The 22690-nt window shown below is 64.8% G+C and carries 23 protein-coding genes; 20 read left to right on the top strand and 3 right to left on the bottom strand.

Features of this window, described 5'->3' with window-relative positions; translation table 11 throughout:
- Positions 1-263 precede the first annotated feature (263 nt).
- Genes FJZ36_03300 through FJZ36_03290 form a run of 3 tightly spaced genes read right to left on the bottom strand, consistent with a single transcriptional unit; the run spans position 264 to position 1836 of the window.
- Entirely contained in the window at positions 264-677 is a 414-nt protein-coding gene (locus tag FJZ36_03300) for a hypothetical protein (protein ID MBM3213925.1), read from the bottom strand.
- A complete protein-coding gene (locus FJZ36_03295) occupies positions 674-1120 on the bottom strand; it encodes a DUF393 domain-containing protein (protein ID MBM3213924.1) in 447 nt (148 codons plus the stop codon). The genes FJZ36_03300 and FJZ36_03295 overlap by 4 nt, the downstream gene beginning before the upstream one ends.
- Before the next feature lie 23 nt (positions 1121-1143).
- Positions 1144-1836 (bottom strand): hypothetical protein, encoded by a 693-nt coding sequence (locus FJZ36_03290; protein MBM3213923.1) that lies wholly within the window; start codon positions 1834-1836, stop codon positions 1144-1146.
- A 391-nt stretch (positions 1837-2227) separates the two neighbouring features.
- Here FJZ36_03290 and FJZ36_03285 point away from each other — a divergent pair, with 391 nt between their 5' ends.
- From FJZ36_03285 to FJZ36_03190, 20 genes are all read left to right on the top strand, one after another.
- Positions 2228-4036: a hypothetical protein gene (locus FJZ36_03285; protein ID MBM3213922.1), complete on the top strand. Its 1809-nt coding sequence runs from the start codon at positions 2228-2230 to the stop codon at positions 4034-4036.
- Positions 4005-6701 (top strand): [protein-PII] uridylyltransferase, encoded by a 2697-nt coding sequence (glnD, locus tag FJZ36_03280; protein ID MBM3213921.1) that lies wholly within the window; start codon positions 4005-4007, stop codon positions 6699-6701. The genes FJZ36_03285 and glnD overlap by 32 nt, the downstream gene beginning before the upstream one ends.
- A gap of 84 nt (positions 6702-6785) precedes the next feature.
- A complete protein-coding gene (locus tag FJZ36_03275) occupies positions 6786-7013 on the top strand; it encodes a DUF167 domain-containing protein (protein ID MBM3213920.1) in 228 nt (75 codons plus the stop codon).
- A gap of 28 nt (positions 7014-7041) precedes the next feature.
- Positions 7042-7560 (top strand): HEAT repeat domain-containing protein, encoded by a 519-nt coding sequence (locus FJZ36_03270; protein MBM3213919.1) that lies wholly within the window; start codon positions 7042-7044, stop codon positions 7558-7560.
- Between the two features lie 6 nt (positions 7561-7566).
- Positions 7567-8775, top strand: a complete 1209-nt coding sequence (locus tag FJZ36_03265) for a hypothetical protein (GenBank protein ID MBM3213918.1) — start codon at positions 7567-7569, stop codon at positions 8773-8775.
- 57 nt (positions 8776-8832) lie between these two features.
- A complete protein-coding gene (locus tag FJZ36_03260; GenBank protein MBM3213917.1) occupies positions 8833-9321 on the top strand; it encodes an NADH-quinone oxidoreductase subunit I in 489 nt (162 codons plus the stop codon).
- Positions 9275-10345 (top strand): GTP 3',8-cyclase MoaA, encoded by a 1071-nt coding sequence (moaA, locus tag FJZ36_03255; GenBank protein MBM3213916.1) that lies wholly within the window; start codon positions 9275-9277, stop codon positions 10343-10345. The genes FJZ36_03260 and moaA overlap by 47 nt, the downstream gene beginning before the upstream one ends.
- Before the next feature lie 67 nt (positions 10346-10412).
- Positions 10413-12113: a phosphomethylpyrimidine synthase ThiC gene (gene thiC / locus FJZ36_03250; GenBank protein MBM3213915.1), complete on the top strand. Its 1701-nt coding sequence runs from the start codon at positions 10413-10415 to the stop codon at positions 12111-12113.
- An 18-nt stretch (positions 12114-12131) separates the two neighbouring features.
- Complete coding sequence (locus FJZ36_03245) at positions 12132-12626, top strand: NADH-quinone oxidoreductase subunit I (protein ID MBM3213914.1); 495 nt, start codon at positions 12132-12134, stop codon at positions 12624-12626.
- Positions 12627-12720: 94 nt separating this feature from the next.
- Entirely contained in the window at positions 12721-12960 is a 240-nt protein-coding gene (gene iscX / locus FJZ36_03240) for a Fe-S cluster assembly protein IscX (GenBank protein ID MBM3213913.1), read from the top strand.
- On the top strand, positions 12957-13763 hold the full coding sequence (locus FJZ36_03235) for a sulfurtransferase (protein ID MBM3213912.1): 807 nt from the start codon (positions 12957-12959) through the stop codon (positions 13761-13763). Before iscX ends, FJZ36_03235 begins: the two co-directional genes overlap by 4 nt.
- Positions 13760-14176, top strand: coding sequence for a DUF309 domain-containing protein (locus FJZ36_03230; GenBank protein ID MBM3213911.1), 417 nt, complete (start codon positions 13760-13762; stop codon positions 14174-14176). The genes FJZ36_03235 and FJZ36_03230 overlap by 4 nt, the downstream gene beginning before the upstream one ends.
- Positions 14173-15054, top strand: a complete 882-nt coding sequence (locus FJZ36_03225; protein ID MBM3213910.1) for a deoxyribonuclease IV — start codon at positions 14173-14175, stop codon at positions 15052-15054. Before FJZ36_03230 ends, FJZ36_03225 begins: the two co-directional genes overlap by 4 nt.
- A gap of 25 nt (positions 15055-15079) precedes the next feature.
- Entirely contained in the window at positions 15080-16132 is a 1053-nt protein-coding gene (locus FJZ36_03220) for a class II fructose-bisphosphate aldolase family protein (GenBank protein ID MBM3213909.1), read from the top strand.
- Positions 16133-17668: a leucyl aminopeptidase gene (locus tag FJZ36_03215; protein ID MBM3213908.1), complete on the top strand. Its 1536-nt coding sequence runs from the start codon at positions 16133-16135 to the stop codon at positions 17666-17668.
- A 19-nt stretch (positions 17669-17687) separates the two neighbouring features.
- Positions 17688-18752, top strand: coding sequence for an XdhC family protein (locus tag FJZ36_03210; protein ID MBM3213907.1), 1065 nt, complete (start codon positions 17688-17690; stop codon positions 18750-18752).
- A 51-nt stretch (positions 18753-18803) separates the two neighbouring features.
- Positions 18804-19619: a glycerophosphodiester phosphodiesterase gene (locus tag FJZ36_03205; protein ID MBM3213906.1), complete on the top strand. Its 816-nt coding sequence runs from the start codon at positions 18804-18806 to the stop codon at positions 19617-19619.
- A gap of 123 nt (positions 19620-19742) precedes the next feature.
- A complete protein-coding gene (locus FJZ36_03200) occupies positions 19743-21053 on the top strand; it encodes a homoserine dehydrogenase (protein ID MBM3213905.1) in 1311 nt (436 codons plus the stop codon).
- A 50-nt stretch (positions 21054-21103) separates the two neighbouring features.
- A complete protein-coding gene (locus tag FJZ36_03195; protein ID MBM3213904.1) occupies positions 21104-22162 on the top strand; it encodes a threonine synthase in 1059 nt (352 codons plus the stop codon).
- 44 nt (positions 22163-22206) lie between these two features.
- Positions 22207-22690: phosphoglycerate mutase (locus FJZ36_03190; protein ID MBM3213903.1), on the top strand; the 484-nt coding region annotated here is incomplete at its 3' end.

Here is a 22690-nt window from a genome sequence, read left to right as displayed (position 1 = left end):
AAGCCGCGACGATCGAAGCAGCACTGGGTTCAATCGGTGTTGGCGCTTCTGCGGCGGCTGCCAATGCCCAAGCCGTACATCGCCGCACGGTTCACCAGCAGTAGGACGAAGAGCCGCCCATTGTCTAGAATCCAGCGGCGACACCGCGATCGGGTTCAGAAGACCCAGCAGAGGCGGGAGGAACTCCGGCGAGCGCGGACGGAGAAAGCCAAGGGGCAGATCGCTACGCGGGGAACCAGGACGCGAAAGTCGTTGCGGCGGCGCTAGGACGCGTGCTGGGACAGCAACTCCGACACTCGAGCGTCGGCGAGAATGGCGCGGAACGTGTCGTCTTCGCGCACTGCCTCGACCAAATATTCGACCGTACCGTCAGCCTGTGCCAGTTGGAACGCCGCCGTCAGGTACTCGCAGGCGGCATCGACGTTCTGATACTCGACGGCGACCTGCGCCATGTTGTAGTGTGCCGGCGCGTCATCGGGGGGCAGCGCCACAGCTTCGGCGTAGTCCGAGCGGCCGCGCAACGCGCGCGTTCGTTCGTCGAAGACGGCGTTGGGAACCCACTGTGGCTGTAACGCCAGCGCCTTCTTCAAGGTCTCCATCGCCGTGTCGAGGTCGCCCTCCTCGGCGTAGTTCGCGACCATCTCTGCGATCAGGTGCCACATGCGATTCGCGTTCACACGCCCTTCCTGATTGGCGAAACGCTCACAGAAGACGCGTCATCCGTCCCGTGCGGAAGGCGATCCGACGGGTAGCCACAGCAGGCATCATGGCGTTCGCCCCGCCGTGCCCGTCGCTTCGACGTCCATGAATAGAGCGCACGCGCACAGACACGGAACGGGCGCCTGCTTCCGAGCCTGCCTAGCCATTGGTACCCTCGGCACGCGCGAAGGGCGTAGAGGACCGCGTCGACGCCCCGCAACACATGCTCCCGCGAGCCATCCCGTACGACCATGTGCAGCGTGACGAGAGCGTCACCAGGATCGATTCCAGAATCGGTGCGGTCCATGCTCTGCACGGGCAGGCAGGAGAGCGTTGCCGGGTCGCGATGGTTCACCACCCACTCAGCCCAGGCTCGGCACAGTCGGCAGCCCGCGTCGTAGTATAGGACGGCGTGTCGCATCGTGGTCGTCGGCTCAGGCAACCTTACACCTCGCCGCGGAAACCAGGCGAGGACATGGCAGACAGCGCCATTGCCAAACCGACGCCGATTGCCACGGTCAGCAGGATCGCGACGAAGATTCCGACGGCGGTTGCCGCGCGCGCCGTGCTCGTCTCGTGAACGCCACGGACTCCGACGGTCCACAAGTAGATGCCCCACACCAGGGCGACGAGTGCTCCCACGCAAGGCACCCAGACGAACAGCGAGCAACTGCCGCCGACATACGCCAGGACCCGGAACGTCGCGGCGTAACCGTTCTTAGCCGCCCCGGCGACGATGAGCAGCAGATGTAGGACGGCGGCAAAGACGAACGGCAGCACGGCGGTTGCCACAACGCCCATCATGAGCTGCGTGCCCAGCGGCGTCGGCTCGTACTGGTCCGTGGGCATGAAATTGGAGAAGATGGCGCTGGTCGCGCCTTGGAGCGCCGATGAAATCACCGCCGAGACGATGCCCGGAACTGCTGTGAACAGATAGGCTCGACCGATTGAGGGTGAAACGCGCATCGTGGCGAACGCCGCCTTGGGTCTGCCAAGAACGGCCACCACAGTTTGGAAGAAAGCCGTGACGAGCGGTACGTCCCGAGGGTCTTCCCAGACGGGACCACTGCGTTCGAGTCCTGTTTCCGCGCTCGCGTCCGCTCCTGTATCCGATCCGTGAGTCGGGTCGTTATCCATGAGAGACCGCCTTCTCAGCGTGGGTACGGAGGGCAACAAGGCTCTGGGCTCGACCGCGTCGTCGTTGCCAGTCGCCTTCCGAATCCAACCCGCGTTCGGTGCAGTGCAGTGTAGGAGCGCGGGGCCTGCCCGTCAAGCATGAACAGTCTCTGACGTACAGAGAAAAAGCCGGCGAGTCACGCCGGCCATCCTACGAGTGCGATGATTCCAATGCCACGTCGGATCATACGTGCATGGGCGGTGACCCGTTACAGCGTTTTCAGCAATCGTTGCGTCGTGATGTTTCTTCCCGGCGCGTTCGGCAGTGCCACGGTTTGTCAGATCGTTCGCGCGTGTGGGATACTCGCCTGCGACGCCGCCGCCACAAACTGCGCTCCTCCCGGGAACCGCGATGACGCTCGTCAGCGTTCCGATCATCGTCGCTCTGATCGCGTTGTTCACCATGGACCCGCACAGCGCTCCTCGCCCGGACGACGCCTTTCGCGGGTTGGCGTCTGTGGCGTCCGTGTGGGCTCCAGGGGCGTTGCTCTGGGTCGTAACATGGGCAGCTCGAAAACACGACTCCCTGTGGCAGCGTTTACAACCCCGCTTCCGCGCACTGGTTGCCGCCTCGGAGGCAGCGACATTGGCGTCGTTCCTCTACCATGTCTATATGTCCGATCTCGGCGGAATCGCTGATCGCCTGCTCGAGGTTCTGCCCGTTTCGGATGTGCGTCGCGCCATCGCTGTGGTCCCGTTGGTCATTGGGATTGTGGCATGTCGGCTCGCCGGGTACGTTCTGCATGGGAAGACTCAGGCGTACGGCGAGTTTGTGAGATGGCAGATCAAGCTCGCTGCGCTGCCGCTAGTTCCGTTCGCGCTGTTCGTGCTGTCGTCATCTGCCCTTGAGCGCGCGCCGCTGGCAGTGCGACTGTTTGCCGCCTCCCATCCCTCGCTCCAGTTGCTGATCGTGCTGGTCCTGATCGTCGCCGCGTACCTGAACGCGCCCAAGCTCCTCCGGTGGCTCCTACCGGTGGAACCGTTGCCGGACGGTGAGCTTCGCGCGCGCGCTCGTGTGATCACGGCGCGCCACGACCTGCGGCTGGACCGCTTCTCCGTGTGGTATACACGCGGTCTGCGGATCGCGAACGCGGCGGTTTCGGGCGTTCTGCCGCGATCTCGCGAGGTGTTCGTGACCGACTGGCTGTTGCGCAACATGGACGCCGACGAGACGGAATGCGTCGTCGCGCATGAGATCGGTCACGTGCGGCACGGTCACATGTGGCTCTACATGGCGTTTTCAGTCGCCTACTTCGGAGTGTATTTCACCCTCTTGGGCTTGCTCGTACCCGTTCTTCCCAAGGTAGTGACCGACACCGGCTTGGGAAGAGCCGCGATCGTCATCGTCTTCTTCTACGCGTACTTCGTGGTCCTGCTGGGGTTCCTGTCTCGACGTCTGGAACGCCAGGCGGACTACTTCGCGGCGACGAACGCATCGGACCCACAGGCGTTCATACGAGCCCTCCAGAAGCTGGCTGAGCTTCACGCCCTGCCGACCCGAATCCGTCGATGGGTGGGCTGGACCAAAACGCACCCGCCGATAGCTGACCGCACCTCATTCGTCGAGCGTGTGATCGCGGGCGACCCGCAGGCTCGGAAGTACCGCAGGATGCTGCCGGTCTCGTACGGGCTCCTGGCGGTTCTGCCAATCGTCGGTCTGACGATGTTCGCCCAACGTGACGCGATCCTCGGCTCCGAGGCACAGCTCCGACAGGCGCGCGCCATCGTCTATCTGTCCGAAGTCGAGCGGATCCGCGAACGCATCGATTCGCTGCCCGTAGGATCGCCGGATGCGCAGCAGGCTCGCCTAGAAGCCGCGAACCTGAATGCGGACGCGCGGGCGGAGTTGGCGCAGGCGCTTGCCGCAGCCCCTTCAGACGCCGAGCTCCTCTATCTGTATGGTCTCACGAGCATGTACGCGAACCGCGTGGATAGCGCGCGTACGGAGTTCACAGAACTCCTCACGCAGAAGCCCGACCATGCCGGCGCCTTGTACGCGCTGGCGACCTTGTACGCAGACCGGAGCGAGTGGGATCTGGCAGGCGACATGATCGCGCGCGCCGACGCGGCAGCCCCTGGAAGCGCCCAGATCGCAGAACTCCGACGCAGGATCGAGCTGCGCTCTCAGGATGAGAAGGCAGACAACGGCACCCCCCGGTGAGGGACGCACGATGATGCCCCCGTCTTTGAGCTCCGATGTGACGACGCTGCGCGCGTTCGTCGAGACGAGTGTCGAGCGCATCATGGCGCGCCATCGATACCATTCCGATGGCGTGTACGTGACCGGGAGCGAGATCGTCCAGGAGCATACCGAGCTCGCCGACACCGTCATCCGACGGCTCCACACGAGCGCCATCCATCAAGGCGTCATCAGCGACGAAGCGTCTCTCACTCTCATTGCCCTCGGTGGGTATGGTCGTGCTGAGCTGAACCCCCACTCCGATCTGGACGTCCTCATTCTCCACGCTCCCGAGAGATGCCCTCGGAAGTCCCTCGAGGAGTTCTCCAGCCTGCTGATCACGGCTCTTTGGGACATCGGATTCGAAGTTGGTCACGCCGTACGAACGATCCGGGACTGCAAGCAGTCGGCGTACGCCGATGTCGATGCACGCACTGCGATGCTGGAGGGACGGTATATCACCGGCAGCCGCCGGCTTTGGGCAGAATACGAGAGCGAGATCCAAAACCGAGCCATGCGCCGAGGCGTTCGCGGCTTCATCGACGAGAAGGTGCACGATTGGCGGACGACCATGGGCGACCCCTCCGCCACCGTGTACGTGCTGGAGCCCGACATCAAACTCGGCATCGGCGGATTGCGTGAGGTGCACACGGCGCGCTGGGTCGCCCGAGCTCGCTTCGGCATCTGGGATATGCGGGAGCTCGTCTCGCATGGTGTGTTGCCGGAACCGGCGTTCGACGCGTTCGGCGACGCACTCGACTTCGTGTGGCGCGTCCGCAACGAGCTCCACTACCTGGCGAAGCGGAGGAGCGATGTCCTGACGTTCGCCATGCAGGAGCACGTCGCCAAGGCGCTCGGGTACGTCGACGAGGAGGATCGCCTCGCGGAAGAGCGCTTGATGCGCGACTTCTTCCGCCACATCCAATGGCTCCACGAATGCGCTCGCATCATCATCATGCAGAGCCGATGGGAGTGGAGCTCTTGGCGACGACTCGTCGATCGCATCCAGAGCCGTCGCATCGCGCCTGGCGTCATCGAGCTCCGACAACGTGTGCGGCTCGAACGCGGCGCGTTGGGCAGGTGCACGTCCCGCGAGGCAGCCGACGCTCTGTTGCTCTCCTTGCTCAACCATCGATCCGAGCGAGGACTGCCCCTGAGTGTCGGGACGAGGCAGCAGATCGTCGACGCCTTCACCGTGCCGGTCGAGCCGACCGAGCCTGCCGTCACGGGGTGGCTTCGGCTCCTTGCCAAGCGCGACCATGTGGGCGAAACGCTCCGCGACATGCACCATCTCGGCGTTCTCGGCTGGCTCATGCCGGAGTTCGAGAAGCTCCGAGCCCTGGTGCGGTACGACTACTACCATCGTTTCACCGTAGACGAACACTCGCTGCTTGCCATCGAGAACCTGGACACGAGCGTCGTGGCTCCCCTCCACCATGGTCGGTCGCTGAGCGAGGTGCTCGAAGAACTAACCGACGCTCAGCGAGTGGCTCTCAGGATCTCTCTGCTGCTGCACGATATAGGCAAGGGAGTAGACGGAGAGGGCGGTCATGTGGAGCGAGGATGGGCGCTCGTCGAGTCGGCTGTTGGTCGCCTGGCTCAGCTATCGGAGACGCAGCGGGACGATATCCGGTTCCTAGTCCGAGAGCACCTCACGATGTCCCACACGGCGCAGCGTCGGAACCTCGACGACCCGGAGACGATTCAGCGTTTCGTCGACGTGGTCCAAACGCCAGAGCGTCTCCAGATGCTGTATCTCATGACGTACGCTGACATACGCGCCGTGAACCCGGAGCTGTGGACCGACTGGACCGCGACCCTCGTACAGCGGCTCTACAATCGAGCGATGCGCCTGTATCGCGGCGAGCTTCACCTCGACCCGAACGAGGCGCATGTCGTGCTCGCGCGCGTGAAGGAGCAGATGGGCCCCGACTGGCACGGTTCCCTCGAATCCCACTTCGCCGCGATGGGACTGGAGCGTATGGCGTTCTTTACGCCGGCGGAGATCGAAGCGCAGGTCCGCGCCGTGAGCGAGCTCTCTCACGGAAGCTGCGTCATCAAGATGTTCGAGTGTTCGCACAACTACTCATCAATCGTGTTCGCAGCACGCGACCGTCACGGTCTGTTCGCGGACATCGCAGGCGTGCTTGCATCAGATCGCGTGAGCATTCTATCCGCGGACCTGAACACGCGGCAGGACGGCATTGCCGTGGACACGCTCCACGTGGCGGACGGGGCGACCGGTCTGTCCATCGATGAGGATCGGGTCAAGCACTTGGAGGAACGCCTGATCGCCGTGGATGCAGGCGAGCTGGACATCGAGGCGCTGCTGGCGTCGCACGCTCGTCGCAGATCGAAGCCGCAGCACCGCACGGTTCCCATCGAGACGGTGGTCCGGGCGAACAACGAGGATTCCCGGGACTACACGATCATCGACGTGCGTACGAACGACCGCGTCGGGTTGCTGTACCGAATCGCGCACGCGTTGAGCGAACTGGGATTGGATATCTCGCTCGCCAAGATATCGACGGAGGCGTTCCGCGCCGTGGATGTCTTCTACGTCACCGACGCAGACAGGAAGCGGGTTCGCGACGCGAACCGACTGCAGGAGATCGTCGACGCGGTGACGGACGCACTCAGCGACTGATCGGCGTCTCAGCGTACTCGGCGCCGCCCGCCCGTTGTGGCGACGGGTCTCGCGTGATAGACTGAGCGCATCAGGAGCGAACGTATGCGCACGTTCTGGGTGGTCGTTGTCGCCAAGTCCTCGCGACAAGCGTTGGAGTGGCTCCCGGACGGCGATGCGAAGGTCTGGGTTCACGCGACTCGCGAGCGCGGCAAGGCGAACCGGGAGCTCCTGCGAGTGATTGCCGACAATCTGAGCGTCCGCCCGTCGCAGGTCCGGATCATGACGGGCGAGACGTCGCCGAGGAAGCTGATCTGCGTCGACGACGGTTAGGGCGAACTGCCCGAGGTGGAGCACCAAGATGAGACAGGCAAAGGTTGGATCCGGTGCGGATCGGGCGCCGAAGGACCTCGAATCTCAGTTGGTCCGACTGCGCGACCCGGACTGGAACGTCCGGTACACGGCGTCGCGCGCGCTGGTCGAGCTCGGCGAGGAGGCGGTCGATTCGCTGATCGTTCTACTCGAAGAGGATGACCACTACCTGCGCGGTCAGGCGGCCAAGTGCCTCGGCGCGATCCGAGACAGCAGGGCTGTGTCAGCCCTCGTCACGGTGCTGGACGACCCCAATGGCGCGGTGCGCCAAGAAGCGGTGCGCGCCTTGGGCATGATCGGCGAATCCGCTGTCGATCCCCTTCTCGCAGTCGTGCGCGAGGGCACGGTAGGGGCTCGACGGGCTGCCATCCAAGCCTTGACCGCCGTGAGGAATGTCTCCGCTCGGCAGGCGCTCGAAGTGATCGCCCGCGACATGGATGAGACCCCCGCCGTTCGCTGGGAAGCCAAGCTCGCCGTGAACCGGCTGCGCGAACGACCGCGAGTCTAGGGCGACATGCCTCAGCTCGACGCTCGCGCGCGCGTGGACTGTGCGCTCGCCCACCGCGAGCCCGATCGCGTCCCGATCGACGGGGGCGCGACCGGATTCACGGGGTTCCGTGTCGAAGCCCATGATCGACTCCTCGATCACCTTCGGATCGACGACCGAACCCAGTCGGTCGCGAACGACATCCAGCGACTGGCGTCGCCGCACGAGGCACTGATCGAGCGATACGACCTCGCTCTCGCGCTCCTCAGACCATCCGATGGGTCGTTCATCCCGCCTGACGACTACGGCGACGCTCGCTACGAGTGGCGCACGAAGTCCTTCCAGTCATCGGCAAGCGGAGCCGACGCCCGGACGCAGACTTTCGAGCGAGTCGAGGACGACTGGGGCGTTGTATGGCGACGGGAAAGCGCCGAGCCCCACTACACCATCGAGCGTTCGCCACTGTCCGGGCCCGTGTCCGTCGATCACGCCACGGCGTTCCGTCTGCCCGACCCGGAGGATCCGCTGCGCTGGCTGGGTACCCCGACCCGGGACGGGCGAGTGTCCGTCGTGCGCGGGCTTGGCGGCGGCGTTCTCGAGACGGCTCTGCGGCTGCGGGGCGCGTCGGACGTGCTGCGAGACCTCGCCACCGGTTCCGGGCCCACCGCGTCGATCCTCGAGCGCGTCAGCGAGACGAAATCGCGGTATTGGGAAACCCGACTGGCGGATCCGCTCCTCAGCGACCTGGAACCGCTGATCGTTGCCGAATCGGAACGGCTCGAGATCGTTCCGGGACTTCCGCTCGACGACGCCGAGGTCGAGGACCTGCTGGTGCCCTTCTGGCGCGACGTCTTGGGAGCGATCCGACGCATCCGGGCAGATGCGCACATCGCGCTCTTCTGCCCTTCGTACCGTCACGAGGTCCTACCCCTTCTCATCCGCGAAGGGGTTCGTGTCGTCGGACTCGCGCCTCGGAGCGCCACCCAGGTGGATGACCGTTACTTGAAGCGTGAGTACGGCGACTCGCTGACCTTTGTTGGCGCGACGACCACGGAACCGGAAGTGTTCCTCCTTGGAACCGAAGAGAACGCCCAGGACGCCGTGAAGCGTACGCTCGACGCATTCGCGCCTGGCGGCGGGCTCATCTGGAGCCCGTGCCCAATCGTCGAGGCGAGTGTCCCGCCCGTCAACATGGCAGCTGCACTGGACATGCTGACCGAATACGGCATATATTGACGACGGAGTGTCCCAACCGTCCGCGAGGAGTTGTCGGTGAAGCAACAGACGCACGAAATGGGCTGGTGGGAGAGGATGTACGTCCCCGCAGTGTTCCGCGGGCTCGCCACGACGCTGCGCCACATCCCCGCCAAGAAAGAGACAATCCAGTACCCTGAGACGCGTCCCGAGCACCTCCGCCCGAACCCGGAACGCTACCGCGGCATGCACCGGCTGACGAAGGACTCCCAGGGGCGCGTCAAATGCGTCGCGTGCTTCATGTGCGCGACGGCGTGCCCGGCGAACTGCATCACGATCGCCGCCCAGCCGACGCCGGCGGAGTGGGCAGACCGTGAGAAGATGCCCGCCGTGTTCGAGATCAACGAGCTCCGGTGCATCTTCTGCGGCTACTGCGTCGAGGCGTGCCCCGAGGATGCGATCCGGATGGACACGAACGTCACGGTTCCCGTCTTCGGTCGTCGCGAGGACTTCATCTTCGACAGAGAACGGCTCCTGAGCCATGAGCCACGAATGGACCTCGATCCCGACTACATGGCGCGCCGGTGAGAGACCAGGCGTAGCCACGTCGGACCCGGACGCCCCGCTTCCCGACCATCTCTCGGACGGATTCGGGCGAGTGATTCGGAACATGCGCGTGTCCGTGACGGACCGCTGCAACTTCCGGTGCGTCTACTGCATGCCCGAAGAGATGACGTTCTACGACCGCTCCGAGGTGCTCACGTTCGGCGAGATCGAGCGGTTCACTCGAATCGCGGTTCGACTCGGCATCCGCAAGGTTCGGCTCACAGGCGGCGAGCCGCTCGTCCGGCGTCAGTTGCCGCGCCTCGTGAAAGCCATCGGCGAGATCGAGGGCGTCGAGGACCTCGCCCTTACGACGAACGGCGTTCGTCTCGACGAGCTCGCCGGACCCCTGCGCGACGCGGGACTTCACCGACTGAACGTCAGCCTCGACACGATGGACCGCGATCTGTTCGCCCAACTAACCCGCCGCGACGCCCTCCATGCGGTTCTGGATGGCATCGACGCCGCACTGGAGGCGGGATTCACGCCGCTCAAGGTGAACGTCGTCGCCATGGCGGGAATCTCGGAACGCGAACTGATCGACTTCGCCCGATTGGCGCGCGAGCGCCCCATCGTCGTGCGCTTCATCGAATACATGCCGCTGGATGGCGACGGCGCATGGGATCGGACGAAGCTGCTGTCACGGAAAGAGATCCTCTCCCGCATCAACGCCGTCTATCCGCTGGAACCGGTCGATGGACGTGGGAGCAGCCCCTCCGAGGATTTCGCGTTTGTGGACGGCAGAGGGCGCATCGGGATCATCGCCTCGGTCACCGACCCGTTCTGCGACCGCTGCGACCGCATCCGATTGACAGCCGACGGAAAACTGCGAACCTGCCTGTTCGCGGTCCAGGAGACCGATTTCCGCGAGATGCTCCGCGACGGTTCCGATGACGACCGGATCGCTCGGGCTCTGGTCAACGCCGTCGCCGGCAAGGAGCGGGGACACATGATCAACGTGGCGGGGTTCGTTCGTCCCGACCGCAACATGTCGCGGATTGGCGGCTAGTATTCAGCTTTGCAGGGGCTGGCGCTTCGCTCACGGCTGAACGAGAGTCTTGAACGGGAAGGAACCCATGGCTCCGCAGAGCCGCCCGCGCCATCGTTCCGCTGCCGAACACGGGTCGTCGGTGCCCAGCATCGAGAAGGCGTACGTCGAGGGTTCGCGCGGCATCCGAGTGCCGGTACGACGCGTCCATCTGTCGGATGGCTCGCCCCACGTCGATCTCTACGACACCAGCGGGCCCCAGGGTCACGACCCGCACGTCGGGTTGCCGGCGTTGCGCAGCGAGTGGATCGCCGCCCGTCCCGGGGTCGAGGATGTCCCAGCCGAGCGGCGCAGCAGACTCGCCGAACGGATCCCGGAGACCCTTCGGCGGCGCGTGCTACGCGGGACCCAGACCGTCACGCAGCTACACTATGCGCGACAAGGGACCGTTACCGAGGAGATGCGGTTCGCCGCGTTGCGGGAAGGTGAGTCCGCCGAGGTCGTCCGCGATGAGATCGCCGCTGGACGCGCCATTCTGCCGGCGAACATCAACCATCCCGAATCGGAACCGATGGTCATCGGCAGGCGGTTCCTCGTCAAGGTGAACGCGAACATCGGGAACTCCGCCGTCGCGTCCTCCACTGAGGAGGAGGTCGACAAGCTCCGATGGGCGACGCGGTGGGGAGCCGACACGGTGATGGACCTCTCCACGGGCAAGCAGATCCACGAGACGCGCGAGTGGATCCTCCGCAACTCGGCAGTGCCCATCGGAACCGTCCCCATCTACCAGGCGCTTGAGAAGGTGGGCGGCAAGGCGGAAGAGCTGACGTTCGACATCTTCTATGACACGCTCGTCGAGCAGGCGGAACAGGGCGTCGACTACTTCACGATCCACGCCGGGGTGCTGCTGCGGTATATCCCGATGACGGCGAACCGGTTGACGGGGATCGTCTCGCGGGGCGGCAGCATCATGGCGAAGTGGTGCCTGGCTCACCACCAGGAGAACTTCCTCTACACCCGCTTTCGCGACATCTGCGATCTGATGCGCCGCTACGACGTGGCGTTCTCACTGGGCGATGGTCTGAGACCTGGTTCCATTGCCGACGCAAACGACGAAGCCCAGTTCGCAGAGCTCAAGACCCAGGGCGAACTGACGCGCATCGCGTGGGAGTACGACGTTCAGGTGATGAACGAAGGACCCGGTCACATCCCGATGCACCGGATCCGCGAGAACGTCGAGAAGCAGATGGAATGGTGCGATGAAGCGCCGTTCTACACGCTGGGCCCGTTGACCACCGACGTCGCGCCCGGCTACGACCACATCACATCGGCGATCGGCGCGGCGATGATCGGCTGGTACGGCACGGCGCTCCTGTGCTACGTGACGCCGAAAGAGCATCTCGGGCTCCCCGACCGTGACGACGTGCGCGAGGGCGTCATCGCCTACAAGATCGCCGCGCATGCCGCTGACCTGGCGAAGGGACACGCCAAGGCTCAGGAGTGGGACGACGCACTGTCACGAGCACGATTCGAATTCCGATGGGAAGACCAGTTCAACCTGTCACTGGATCCCAACACGGCGCGAGAGTTCCACGACGAGACTCTTCCTTCCGACGCCGCCAAGGTGGCACACTTCTGCAGTATGTGCGGGCCCCATTTCTGCAGCATGCGGATCACGCAGGACATCCGGGAGTTCGCCAAGATACGCGGCGTCGACGAAGCCGATGCCGTCGCGCTGGGGCTGCGGGAGAAGGCAGTCGAGTACCGCGAGCAGGCAGGCGCGGACTAGCAGGAGATCGTACGCGAGATGCGTCAATACATCCGGAACATCTACGCGGGCGTCTGGACAGCCATGGTGGGAATGCGAATCACCATCAAGGAGTTCTTCACTCCAGCCGTGACGCTCCAGTACCCGGAAGAGCGACCACGGATTCCAGACGGGTACCGCGGCAGACTGCACAACCACTTCGAGGACTGCGTCGTCTGCCTCGCCTGTCAGCGTGACTGCCCGGTCGATTGCATCCACATCGAGTACGAAGAGGCTCCCAAGGGGATGCAGTTCGCGACGACCTCCGGCGGCATGCCCATCCGGCGGAACGCGTCGCGGTTCGACATCGACATGTCCCAGTGCATGTATTGCGGGCTCTGCACCGAGGCGTGCCCAACGGAATGCCTGAAGATGACCAAGGACTTCGAGTACGCGACCTACGACCGAAACGACCTGATCTACGAGTTCGCCAAGCCCTGGGGCGCGCCCGTGGGCTCCGCCGCCAAGGGCAGCCGCAAGGGCGACGCCGCCTGACAAGCCACGGACGATTCAGGGCTGACCGTAGACGCGCCCGTAGCGCGTGCCACGTGTCGCCCCTATCTGAGCTGAACCCTTTGCGAGCGACTCCATGGCAAAGCTGACTTGGGAAGACCATGAGGACATCGCCCTCGACTTGATCGATGCGCATCCAGACATCGATGTGCTCTCGATCAGTTTCCCCACTCTCCATCGCTGGATCTGCCAACTGGAACGCTTCGATGACGACCCCGAGGCGTCGAACGAACGAACCCTCGAAGCCATCCAGATGATCTGGTACGAGGAGGTGAAGGACACGATGCCGACCGACGGCAGAGGCGTCGAGCGGTGATCGACGCCGTGGAGATCGTCGATGCCGGCGCTTGGGAACCGACCCAGGGTTCATGTGTCGTCGACGCGCGTCCCTCCGCCTTGTTTGCCCGAGCCCACCTTCCAAGCGCCCTGACCTTCGATGTCACGAGACACTGCTCGCCTGATCTCGCGAGCCCAGCGGCAACTCGACGGATCGGCGATTGGCTGAGCGCAGCAGGGATCCGCTCGACGGATCGAGTCGTGCTCTACGACGACGGATCGCTGATGCAGGTCGGATGCGCGCTGCAGCTCCTGGATCGAGTCTGCCACAGTGGCGTCGCCATGCTTGATGGCGGGATCCGTCGATGGCATTCGAGAGGGAAGCCGCTGACGAACGCCATGCAGTCGTCGGGCTCCGTCGCCTACGCGCCGCGAGGGGAACGCGCCTCGGTCGTTTCGATGGAGTGGATCATGGAGCGGATCGGCGACGGGGACGTGGTGTTCGTCGACGCACGGTCTGCCGGCGAGTACTCCGGCGCGGAGCGCGAGTCGCAGAAGGCGGGGCACATTCCCGGCGCTGTACACTTCGATTGGGTGCGGACGCTCGCCGTCGATGCATCGGGCATCGCGTCCCTTCGCGCGACAGACGCACTGCGGGCTGAGCTTTCATCCAGCGGGATCACGCCGGACAAGGACGTGGTCGTCTACTGTCAGCGCGGTCTTCGTTCGGCGCAGTTGTACGGGGTGCTGCGCGCGCTCGGGTTCCCCCGTGTGCGCAACTACGCGGGTTCCTGGGCGGAGTGGGGCAACCACCCGTCGACTCTGGTCGAAGTGTCACGGTGACCGATGTACCGGTGAGCATGATCGAGTGGATTCGTCGAGGAATCGACGAGTTCAACCGCGAGCTCTTCTTCGAGGCGCATGAGACGCTCGAGCAGGTCTGGCGCTCTGAATGGCGGCAGAACCGCCGTCCCTTCTACCAGGGACTCATCCAGTTGTCTGTGGGGTTCTACCACTGGCGGAACGGGAACCGGCGCGGAGCCGTCAACCTGCTGCGACGGGGCTCGACCAATCTGGCAGCCTACGCGCCGAAGTTCCATGGCATCGACGTGTCCGCGTTGTTGAGCAGGGCTCGGGAATGCGCCGAGCGCATTGAGAAGGACCCGGACGGGCGCGAGTTCGGGTACGCGCGCCATCTTGTCCCACGGATCGGGCTGGATGACCTGGGTTCGCTGCAGCGTGATTGGGAGGAATGATGCCGAATCGCCCGCCCTTGGGGGCTCATGTCAGCGCAGCCGGCGGCATGGCTACTGCGTTCGAACGCGCGGACCAGTACGGAGCCGAAGTGATCCAGGTGTTCACCGGGAACCCGCGTCAGCACGCTCTGCGCCGGTTCACCCAGGAAGAGCTCTCGCAGTATCGCGAAGAGCGCGCGCTGCACGGCAATCCCATCGTCATGTCTCACGCATCCTACCTGATCAACTTGGCGTCTCCCAAGGAAAACGTCCGCCTCAACTCACGGAAGGCGCTCGAAGCGGAACTGAATCGGTGTGCACTGCTCGACATCGACCGCGTGGTGCTCCATGTGGGATCGGGACTCGACGGGTCGCGCGAGGAATCGATGTCCCATGTGGTCGATGGTCTCCAGGAGGTCATCGCAGCGGCAGATGGAACCGCCGTCGTGCTTCTCGAAACGTCGGCGGGGCAGGGGGCTTCGGTCGGCGACCGGTTTGAGGACTTGGCACGACTGTTGGCGCGCCTGGAGCCGTCTGCGCGATTCGGCGTGTGCTTCGACACGTGTCACGTGTTCGCCGCCGGTTACGACCTTCGCGGCGATGGGTACGACGCGACATGGAAGGCGTTCGACCAGACCGTCGGAATCGACCGAGTGATGGCGATCCACCTGAACGACTCCAAGTGCGACCTCGGAGGGCGAGTGGACCGGCACGAACATCCGGGGGAGGGCAGCCTCGGGATCGAGCCGTTCCGCCGGGTCGTCAACGACTCCCGGCTGCGCCACGTGCCGTGTTTCATCGAGACGCCGGATGATCTACAATACCATGCGCGCAATCTGGCTACTCTGAAGTCGCTCGCGGATCCTGGCGACGAACCGAAGTCCGCCGATCCAGCCTAGACCCCACGCACGACGGACGATACCCATGGCATTGGTCAACCTCGCTGGCTTGCTGGCTCACGCGCGAGCTCACGGCTACGGCGTCGGCGCTTTCAATGTGCCCGAGTACGAGACGCTTCAGGCGATCCTCGACGTCGCAACCGAGCAGCGGTCGCCGGTCATCATCGACGTCGCGGAGGTCCATCTGAAGTACATCGACCTCGACGACGTGGCTCATGTCGCGCGCCGCGCCGGTGAACGCGCTCCGGTTCCAGTCGCGCTCCACCTGGATCACGGCGAGACGTTCGAGACGATCATGCGGGCGATTCGGGCGGGATTCACGTCGGTGATGTTCGACGGCTCTCACCTGCCGTACGAGGAGAATGTCCGGGAGACGTCCGAGATCGTCCGGGTCTGTCATGCGATGGGGGTCACCGTCGAAGCCGAACTCGGACAGGTGCTCGGCGGCGAAGGCACCAGCGAGCGTTTCGAGGCGGACCCGTCCCTCTACACGGATCCCGTCCAGGCAGAGGACTTCGCGCGTCGAACGCACATCGACGCGCTGGCGATCTCTTTCGGGACGGCTCACGGTCTCTACAAGGGCACGCCGAAGCTGGATTTCGACCGGCTTGCAGAAATCGCCCGTCGGACACGGATGCCCATCGTGCTCCATGGTGGAACCGGCGTCAGCGATGGGGACTTCAAACGAGCCATCTCGCTCGGAATCGCCAAGATCAACTACTACACCCAATTGAGTGTCGCCGCCATCGAATCCGCCCGTGAGACGCTCACAGTCGACCCGGACCTTGTCAGCTACCCACTGCTGCTGACGACGGTGCGGCAGGCGATCCGCGCGACCATCGCAAGGCAGATGCAGGTCTTCGGCAGCGCCGGAGTCTGCGACCGGTTCCCGGACATCTGCGTCGAGTGCGACGTGTGCTATCCGCCGAATCGACCCATCGGGTCCGCGGATGCTCCTCAATCGGACACTGAGGAACCGGGATCGGCGACCGTCGCATCGCCGGGGCTTTCGGGTTCGGACCTTGAGGAACTGGTCGAAGCCGTCACACGGAGCGTGCTGAAAGGACTCAGCCAGTAGATGACCGCCGCGAACGACGACCAAGCGAAGCCGATGGCGATCACGGTCGGGAACGAGTTCGTCCTCTACAAGGGCGATGCGCTCATCGTGGGCGTGTTCCACGAGAAGGAACTCAGTCCGGCAGGCAGGTCACTGGACGACACGCTCGGAGGCGTGTTGACGTCTGTGCTGGAGTCGGGCGACATCGACGGCAGCAAGGATCAGCTCGCGCTGGTCTATGTCCACGGTCGCATCCCGGCGCCGCGCGTGCTGCTCATCGGTCTGGGACCCCGCGATGAAGTCACGGCTGAAGGTTTGCGCCGAGCGTCGGGGAACGCGCTGCGCCATCTGCGCGGACTCGGGCTCGGCTCCGCCGGGAGCGTTCTCCACTCAGGCGTGCCGGGAACCGGCGAATCGGTTGGTCAAGCTCTGGCTGAAGGCGCTCTGCTGGGCCTGTACGAGTTCTGTGAATACCGCTCACCCGACCCGAAACGTCCGCCCAAGCGCCTCGCCTCCATGTCATTGCTGGATGCGGACCCAGGACGCCGGGAGGAGCTGAAGCGCGGGACCGCCATCGGCGAGGCGATCGCGCGGGCGACTATCATCGCCAGGGACTTGAGCAACGAGCCACCGAACCGCCTCCCGCCGGCTGTCCTCGCTGACCGCGTGTCGGCGCTCGCCCAGTCGGCTGGCGTGGCGTGCACCGTTCTGGGGCCCGAGCAGCTCCGAGAGCAGGGCTTCAACACAATTCTCGCAGTCGGTCAGGGAAGCGCCAACCCTCCCGCTCTCATCGTGCTCGAACACAACGCGAACCTTGATGAAGCGCCGCTCGTTTACGTCGGCAAGGGCATCTGCTTCGATAGCGGGGGACTGTCGCTCAAGACGGCGGGCGGCATGGTCGAGATGAAGCACGACATGTCGGGCGCTGCGGCGGTCATCGGAGCGGTGCTCGCAGCCGCGGAGCTCGGGATCGCGAGACGGGTCGTCGGTATCGTCGCGGCAGCGGAGAACATGCCGAGCGGAACCGCGCAGCGTCCGGGCGACGTGGTTCGGGCGTATGGCGGCACGACCATCGAAGTGCTCAACACCGATGCCGAGGGTCGCCTCGTGCTGGCTGACGCGCTGGCGTACGCGGTGTCGCTGAACCCAAAGGCGGTCGTGGACGTTGCCACGCTGACCGGAGCCGTCGTCACCGCCCTGGGACACCAAGCGTGCGGCATGCTCGGAAGGGAAGATGACTCCTCCGCCGCCCTCATGGATCGGGTTCGTGCCGCCGCCGCCGCGACCCACGAGCGCGTGTGGCAGTTGCCGTTGTGGGACGACTATGATGAGGACGTCAAGAGCGACGTCGCGGACATCAAGAACGTCGGGAGTGGCGCCGCTGGAACCATCGCGGGCGCGGCGTTCCTCAAGCGGTTCGTCGGGAATCACGCCTGGGCGCACCTCGACATCGCGGGTGTCTTCGCCAGTGACAAGACGACAGGCTATTCCGTCAAAGGCGCCAGCGGGTTCGGTACGCGGCTCCTGACCCAGTTGGCTCGCGACTGGACGGACTGACATCCGAGGAACGGTGGACATGCGCGAAGCGTTCCGGCATGCCGCAGATCTCGCGACCGCGAGAGCCCGGGGAGCGTTCTGCACCGTCGTCGAGACGACGGGCTCGACGCCGCAGAAACCCGGCGCGAAGCTCCTGGTTCTGCCCGACTTCACGTCGATGGGAACGCTGGGCGGCGGGTGTGTCGAAGCCGAAGCCCGGAAGCGCGCGGCGGGCGCGATGCAGTCCGGGACGCGAGAGCTCCTGACGTTTCGCCTGAACGACGACTACGGTTGGGACGACGGACTCATCTGCGGCGGAACCATGCGTGTGTTCGTCGATCTGACCGACCGTGACGAGGACGCGGCGATCTATCGCCAAATCGAAGAATGCCACGGACAGGGATCGCCGGTAACGCTTTCCACGGTCATCGAAGCGCGTGATCCGGACGACCGGCGGACAGTTGGGTCCAAGCTGCTGGTCTGCGCCGACGGTCGGCGGTGGGGCTCCCTCGGATCCGATGCCGCCGATGACCAGGCTCTCGGCGTCGCCATCGATGCCATCGAGGACCGCGACGCCTGCACCTGGACTGCGCTGGATGGAGGCGTCATCGTCTACACGGAGCCGCTTCTGCCGCAGATCGATCTGCTGATCGCCGGAGCCGGACACGTCGGGGCTGCGGTGTGCCGGTTCGCAGCGCTCTGCGACTTCCGCGTCACCGTCATCGACGACCGCCCCGAGTACGCCAACCGAACGAACCTGCCGGACGCCCACGCGATCGTCGTCGCGGACATCGCCCAGTCACTTCGCGAGCGTGTGCTGGGACCGCAGTCGTACGTGGTCATCGTCACGCGCGGTCACCGCAACGACGAGGAGTGCCTGGACGCGATCTTGGGCTCGGACGCTGGCTACAAAGGGCTGATCGGGAGCCGCCGGAAGCTCAAGCTGATCTTCGACGATCTCAGGGCGCTTGGCGCCAGGGAGGACCGACTCACCGAGATCCACGCGCCAATCGGCATCGACATCGGCTCCAAGACGGTCCCGGAGATCGCGATCAGCATCGTCGCCGAGCTCATCCAGACGAGGAACGCCCGCAAAGTCCGGTAGGCTCGCCCCACTCAATGCACGCGCCAGCGCGTGACGGAGTGTCACCCAGGCATGTCGGCTTTGGGACCCGGACTCTCATCGCAGTCCCGACGCAAGCCCCTCAACATGGCGCATCGTGGCGGCGTCGCCCTCGCCCCCGAAAACACGATGGTCGCGTTCGAAAACGCTGTCCGAATCGGCGTAGACGTGCTCGAACTGGATGTCCACTTGACCCGGGACCGTCGCGTCGTCGTCAGCCACGATGCGACCGTCGACCGCGCGACCAACGGGTCTGGACCGATTGCCGGGATGTCGTTCGACGAGCTGTCGTCGCTCGACGCCGGCTACCGGTTCACGCCTGACGGCGGGAAATCCTATCCCTACCGTGGAACCGGCGTCGTGGTTCCGCTCTTTTCGGACGTCTTGAGTGCCTTTCCTGAGACCCGCGTGAACGTGGATCTCAAATCCCAAGAGCCTGAACTGGCGCAACTTACCTTGGACGCCATCGACGGACAGGAAGCCCGAGATCGCGTCTGCGTCGCCTCGTTCTACCATGGCGCGCTGGAGAGGTTCCGCGAGATCAGCTCGGGACGAGTCGCCACGTCTGCGTCCCCGTTCGAGGCGCGCCTGTTCGCCTACGTCCTGCGATGGCTACCGAGACTGTGGTCGGTTCCGTACGACGCCCTGCAGGTTCCGCTCCGACACCGCAGATGTGAGATCGCGTCACACGGATTCATTTGGGCGGCACACCGGTGGGGAGTCGAGGTCCACGTGTACGACGCGGACGATGAGCCGTCGATCCGTCGATCCGTCGCGTTGGGGGTCGATGGCATCATCTCGGATCGCCCGGATCTCGTCCGGCAGGTTCTCGAGGACATCCATCCGTAGGGGGGCGACTGTCGCGCGCAGGCTCAGTCGTCGCGCGTTGTCTCAGCGCTTCCTGCCGTGCTATAGTTCAGCCGTCCCAGCGTGAAATCCCAGCGAGCGTGTTCGGGCGGGAGTGGTATCGGTATGGCAGCGCGCGCGATCCGCGTCGGGTTGATCGGTCTAGGAACCGTCGGCGGCGGCGTCGTCCGAATCCTAGAGCAGCGCGCCGACTGGCTCGCCAACCACGTCGGCACTCAGATCGACCTGAGGATGGTCGCGGTGCGCGACTTCGCCAAAGAGCGCGGATTCGCCTTGCGACCCGGGCTCCTCACCACGGACACCCTGGCGCTCGTTCGCCGGTCCGACATCGACATCGTCGTCGAGCTGATGGGCGGAACCGACGATGCGCGTCGGTTCGTCCTCGAAGCGTTGGCGCACGGCAAGCACGTCGTCACCGCCAACAAGGCTCTCATCGCGCTCCACGGCGATGAGGTGTTCCGAGCGGCTCACAAGGCGGGCGTGGGCGTCTACCTCGAGGCGAGTGTCGCCGGCGGTATCCCCATCATCAAAGCCCTCCACGAAGGCTTGGCTGCCAACGAGATCCAGGGCATCTACGGGATCGTCAACGGGACGTGCAACTACATTCTCACGCAGATGACCCAGCGGGGTGAGTCGTTCGCGACGGCTCTGGCGGCTGCTCAGGAGCTCGGATACGCAGAAGCCGAACCGAGCTTCGATGTCGACGGGTTCGACACGGCGCACAAGATCGCGATCCTGTCGTCACTCGCCTACGGATTCAACGTGAATGTGAACGCGGTCTCCATCGAGGGCATCCGAGCGATCGAGCCGGACGACATTCAGTACGCGCGGGAGCTCGGCTACGTCATCAAGCTGCTGGCGATCTCGCGTCGCGTGGACGGGAAAGTGGACGTGCGCGTGCACCCCGCGATGATCCCAGAACGCCACATGCTCGCCAACGTTCACGACGCCTTCAACGCCGTCGTCGTGGTGGGCGACGCCGTGGGTCCGACGTTGTTCTACGGCAGAGGGGCGGGCAGAATGCCGACCGCCAGCGCGGTCGTCGCCGATCTGGTGGATGCCGCTCGAACGGTCGCCTCCGGCGCGCCAGCGACGATACCTGGATGTTGGCATCCCGAACGCGCCGTGACCGTCCCGATCCACCCCATCGGCGACTGTGTGACACGCTACTACCTGCGCATGCAGGTCGATGACCGCCCGGGGGTGTTCGCCGAGATCGCGACGATTCTAGGTCGCCATGACATCAGCATCTCGGCGGTGATCCAGAAGGAACCGCACTGCGAGGATTCGGTGCCGATCGTCCTGATGACGCATCGCGCCGTCGAGCGGAACCTGCGGTCGGCTCTGGATGAGATCGATCGGCTGTCGTGCGTCAAGGCTCCGACCGCCTGCATCCGCGTCGAGGCAGACCTGTGACCTCACGACGCGACACCGAGGAACTCCCACGGATGGCGGATCCGCCAGACATGCTCCCTTGGCGCGGCGTCATCGAAGGCTACCGCAGCCACCTCCCTGTTGACGATTCCACCCCCGTTATCACGCTGCTCGAAGGCAACACGCCGCTCGTTTCAGCGCGGAACATCAGCGAAGCGTTGGGCGGGGACCTCGAGATACACCTCAAACTCGAAGGCTTGAACCCGACCTGCTCGTTCAAAGATCGCGGCATGACGGTCGCCGTCTCGAAGGCGGTCGAAGCAGGAGCGAAGGCGCTCATCTGCGCATCGACCGGCAACACGTCCGCATCCGCCGCCGCCTATGCTGCCAAGGCGCGCATCGCGAACGTCGTCCTGGTTCCCAACGGCGAGATCGCGCTGGGCAAGCTCGCCCAGGCGATGGTGCATCAGTCGAAGGTCATCGCCATCGACGGCAACTTCGACGACGCCCTCGAGCTCGTCCGCGCGATCTCGGCAGACCATCCGATGGCGCTGGTCAACTCCGTCAACCCTCACCGGATCGAGGGGCAGAAGACCGGCGCGTTCGAGATTTGCCTCCAACTGGGACGGGTGCCCGACTTCCAGGCGATGCCGGTCGGCAATGCCGGCAACATCACCGCCTATTGGAAAGGCTACACGGAGTATCGCGACCTGGGCAGGATCGAGAAGCGCCCCCACATGTTGGGGTTTCAAGCTTGGGGAGCCGCGCCCATCGTGGACGGAGCGCCCGTGCCCCATCCGCAGACCATCGCGACAGCGATCAAGATCGGGAACCCAGCCAGTTGGCAGTTCGCCGTGGCAGCTCGCGACGAGTCCGATGGAACCATCGCGAAGGTGCGAGACGAGGACATCGTCAAAGCCTACAAGATGCTGGCTGCGATGGAGGGCGTATTCGTGGAACCCGCGTCGGCGATCTCCCTCGCCGGGACGATCATGCTGCATCAGCAGGGGTACTTCCGAAAGGGCGACACCATCGTCTGCATTCTGACGGGGCACGGCTTGAAGGACCCGGACCGCGCCATCGTGGTCGCGGAGAAGCCCGTCGTCGTTCCGGCACACGCCGACCGTATTCTCGCGGAGGTTTTCGGGTGAGGGCACTCGCCGACACGAAGTTCATCGTCATCTTGTCAGACGGAATGGCGGACTTCCCACTGGACGAACTGGGTGGAAAGACGCCGCTGGAAGCCGCCGACACGCCGCACATGGATGCCATCGCCGCCGCCGGGGTCGTGGGACTCGTCGACGTGATTCCTGCCACCCAAAAGCCCGGAAGCGATGTTGGCAACCTGTCCGTGATGGGGTACGACCCGGACGAGTACCTCACCGGCCGAGCCCCGCTGGAAGCCGCCAGCATGGGCGTGCCGTTGTCGCCAACAGACGTCGCGTTTCGGTGCAACCTGGTGACGCTCGACGGCGATCTGATGCTGGACTACTCGGCGGGGCACATCACGTCCGAGGAGGCGTCCGAGCTGATCGAGGCGGTGAGCGCCGCCATCGGTACCCCGGACCGCGGGTTCCACGCCGGAGTCCAATACCGCCATCTGATGGTCGTCCATGAACGAGGCGAAGGCGCTGTCTGCGTGCCGCCGCACGACATCATGGGAGAGCCGTTCCGCGACC

It is taken from the genome of Candidatus Poribacteria bacterium, assembly GCA_016866785.1.
Classification (GTDB): domain Bacteria; phylum Poribacteria; class WGA-4E.
This window is presented reverse-complemented; position numbering and strand designations above follow the sequence as displayed.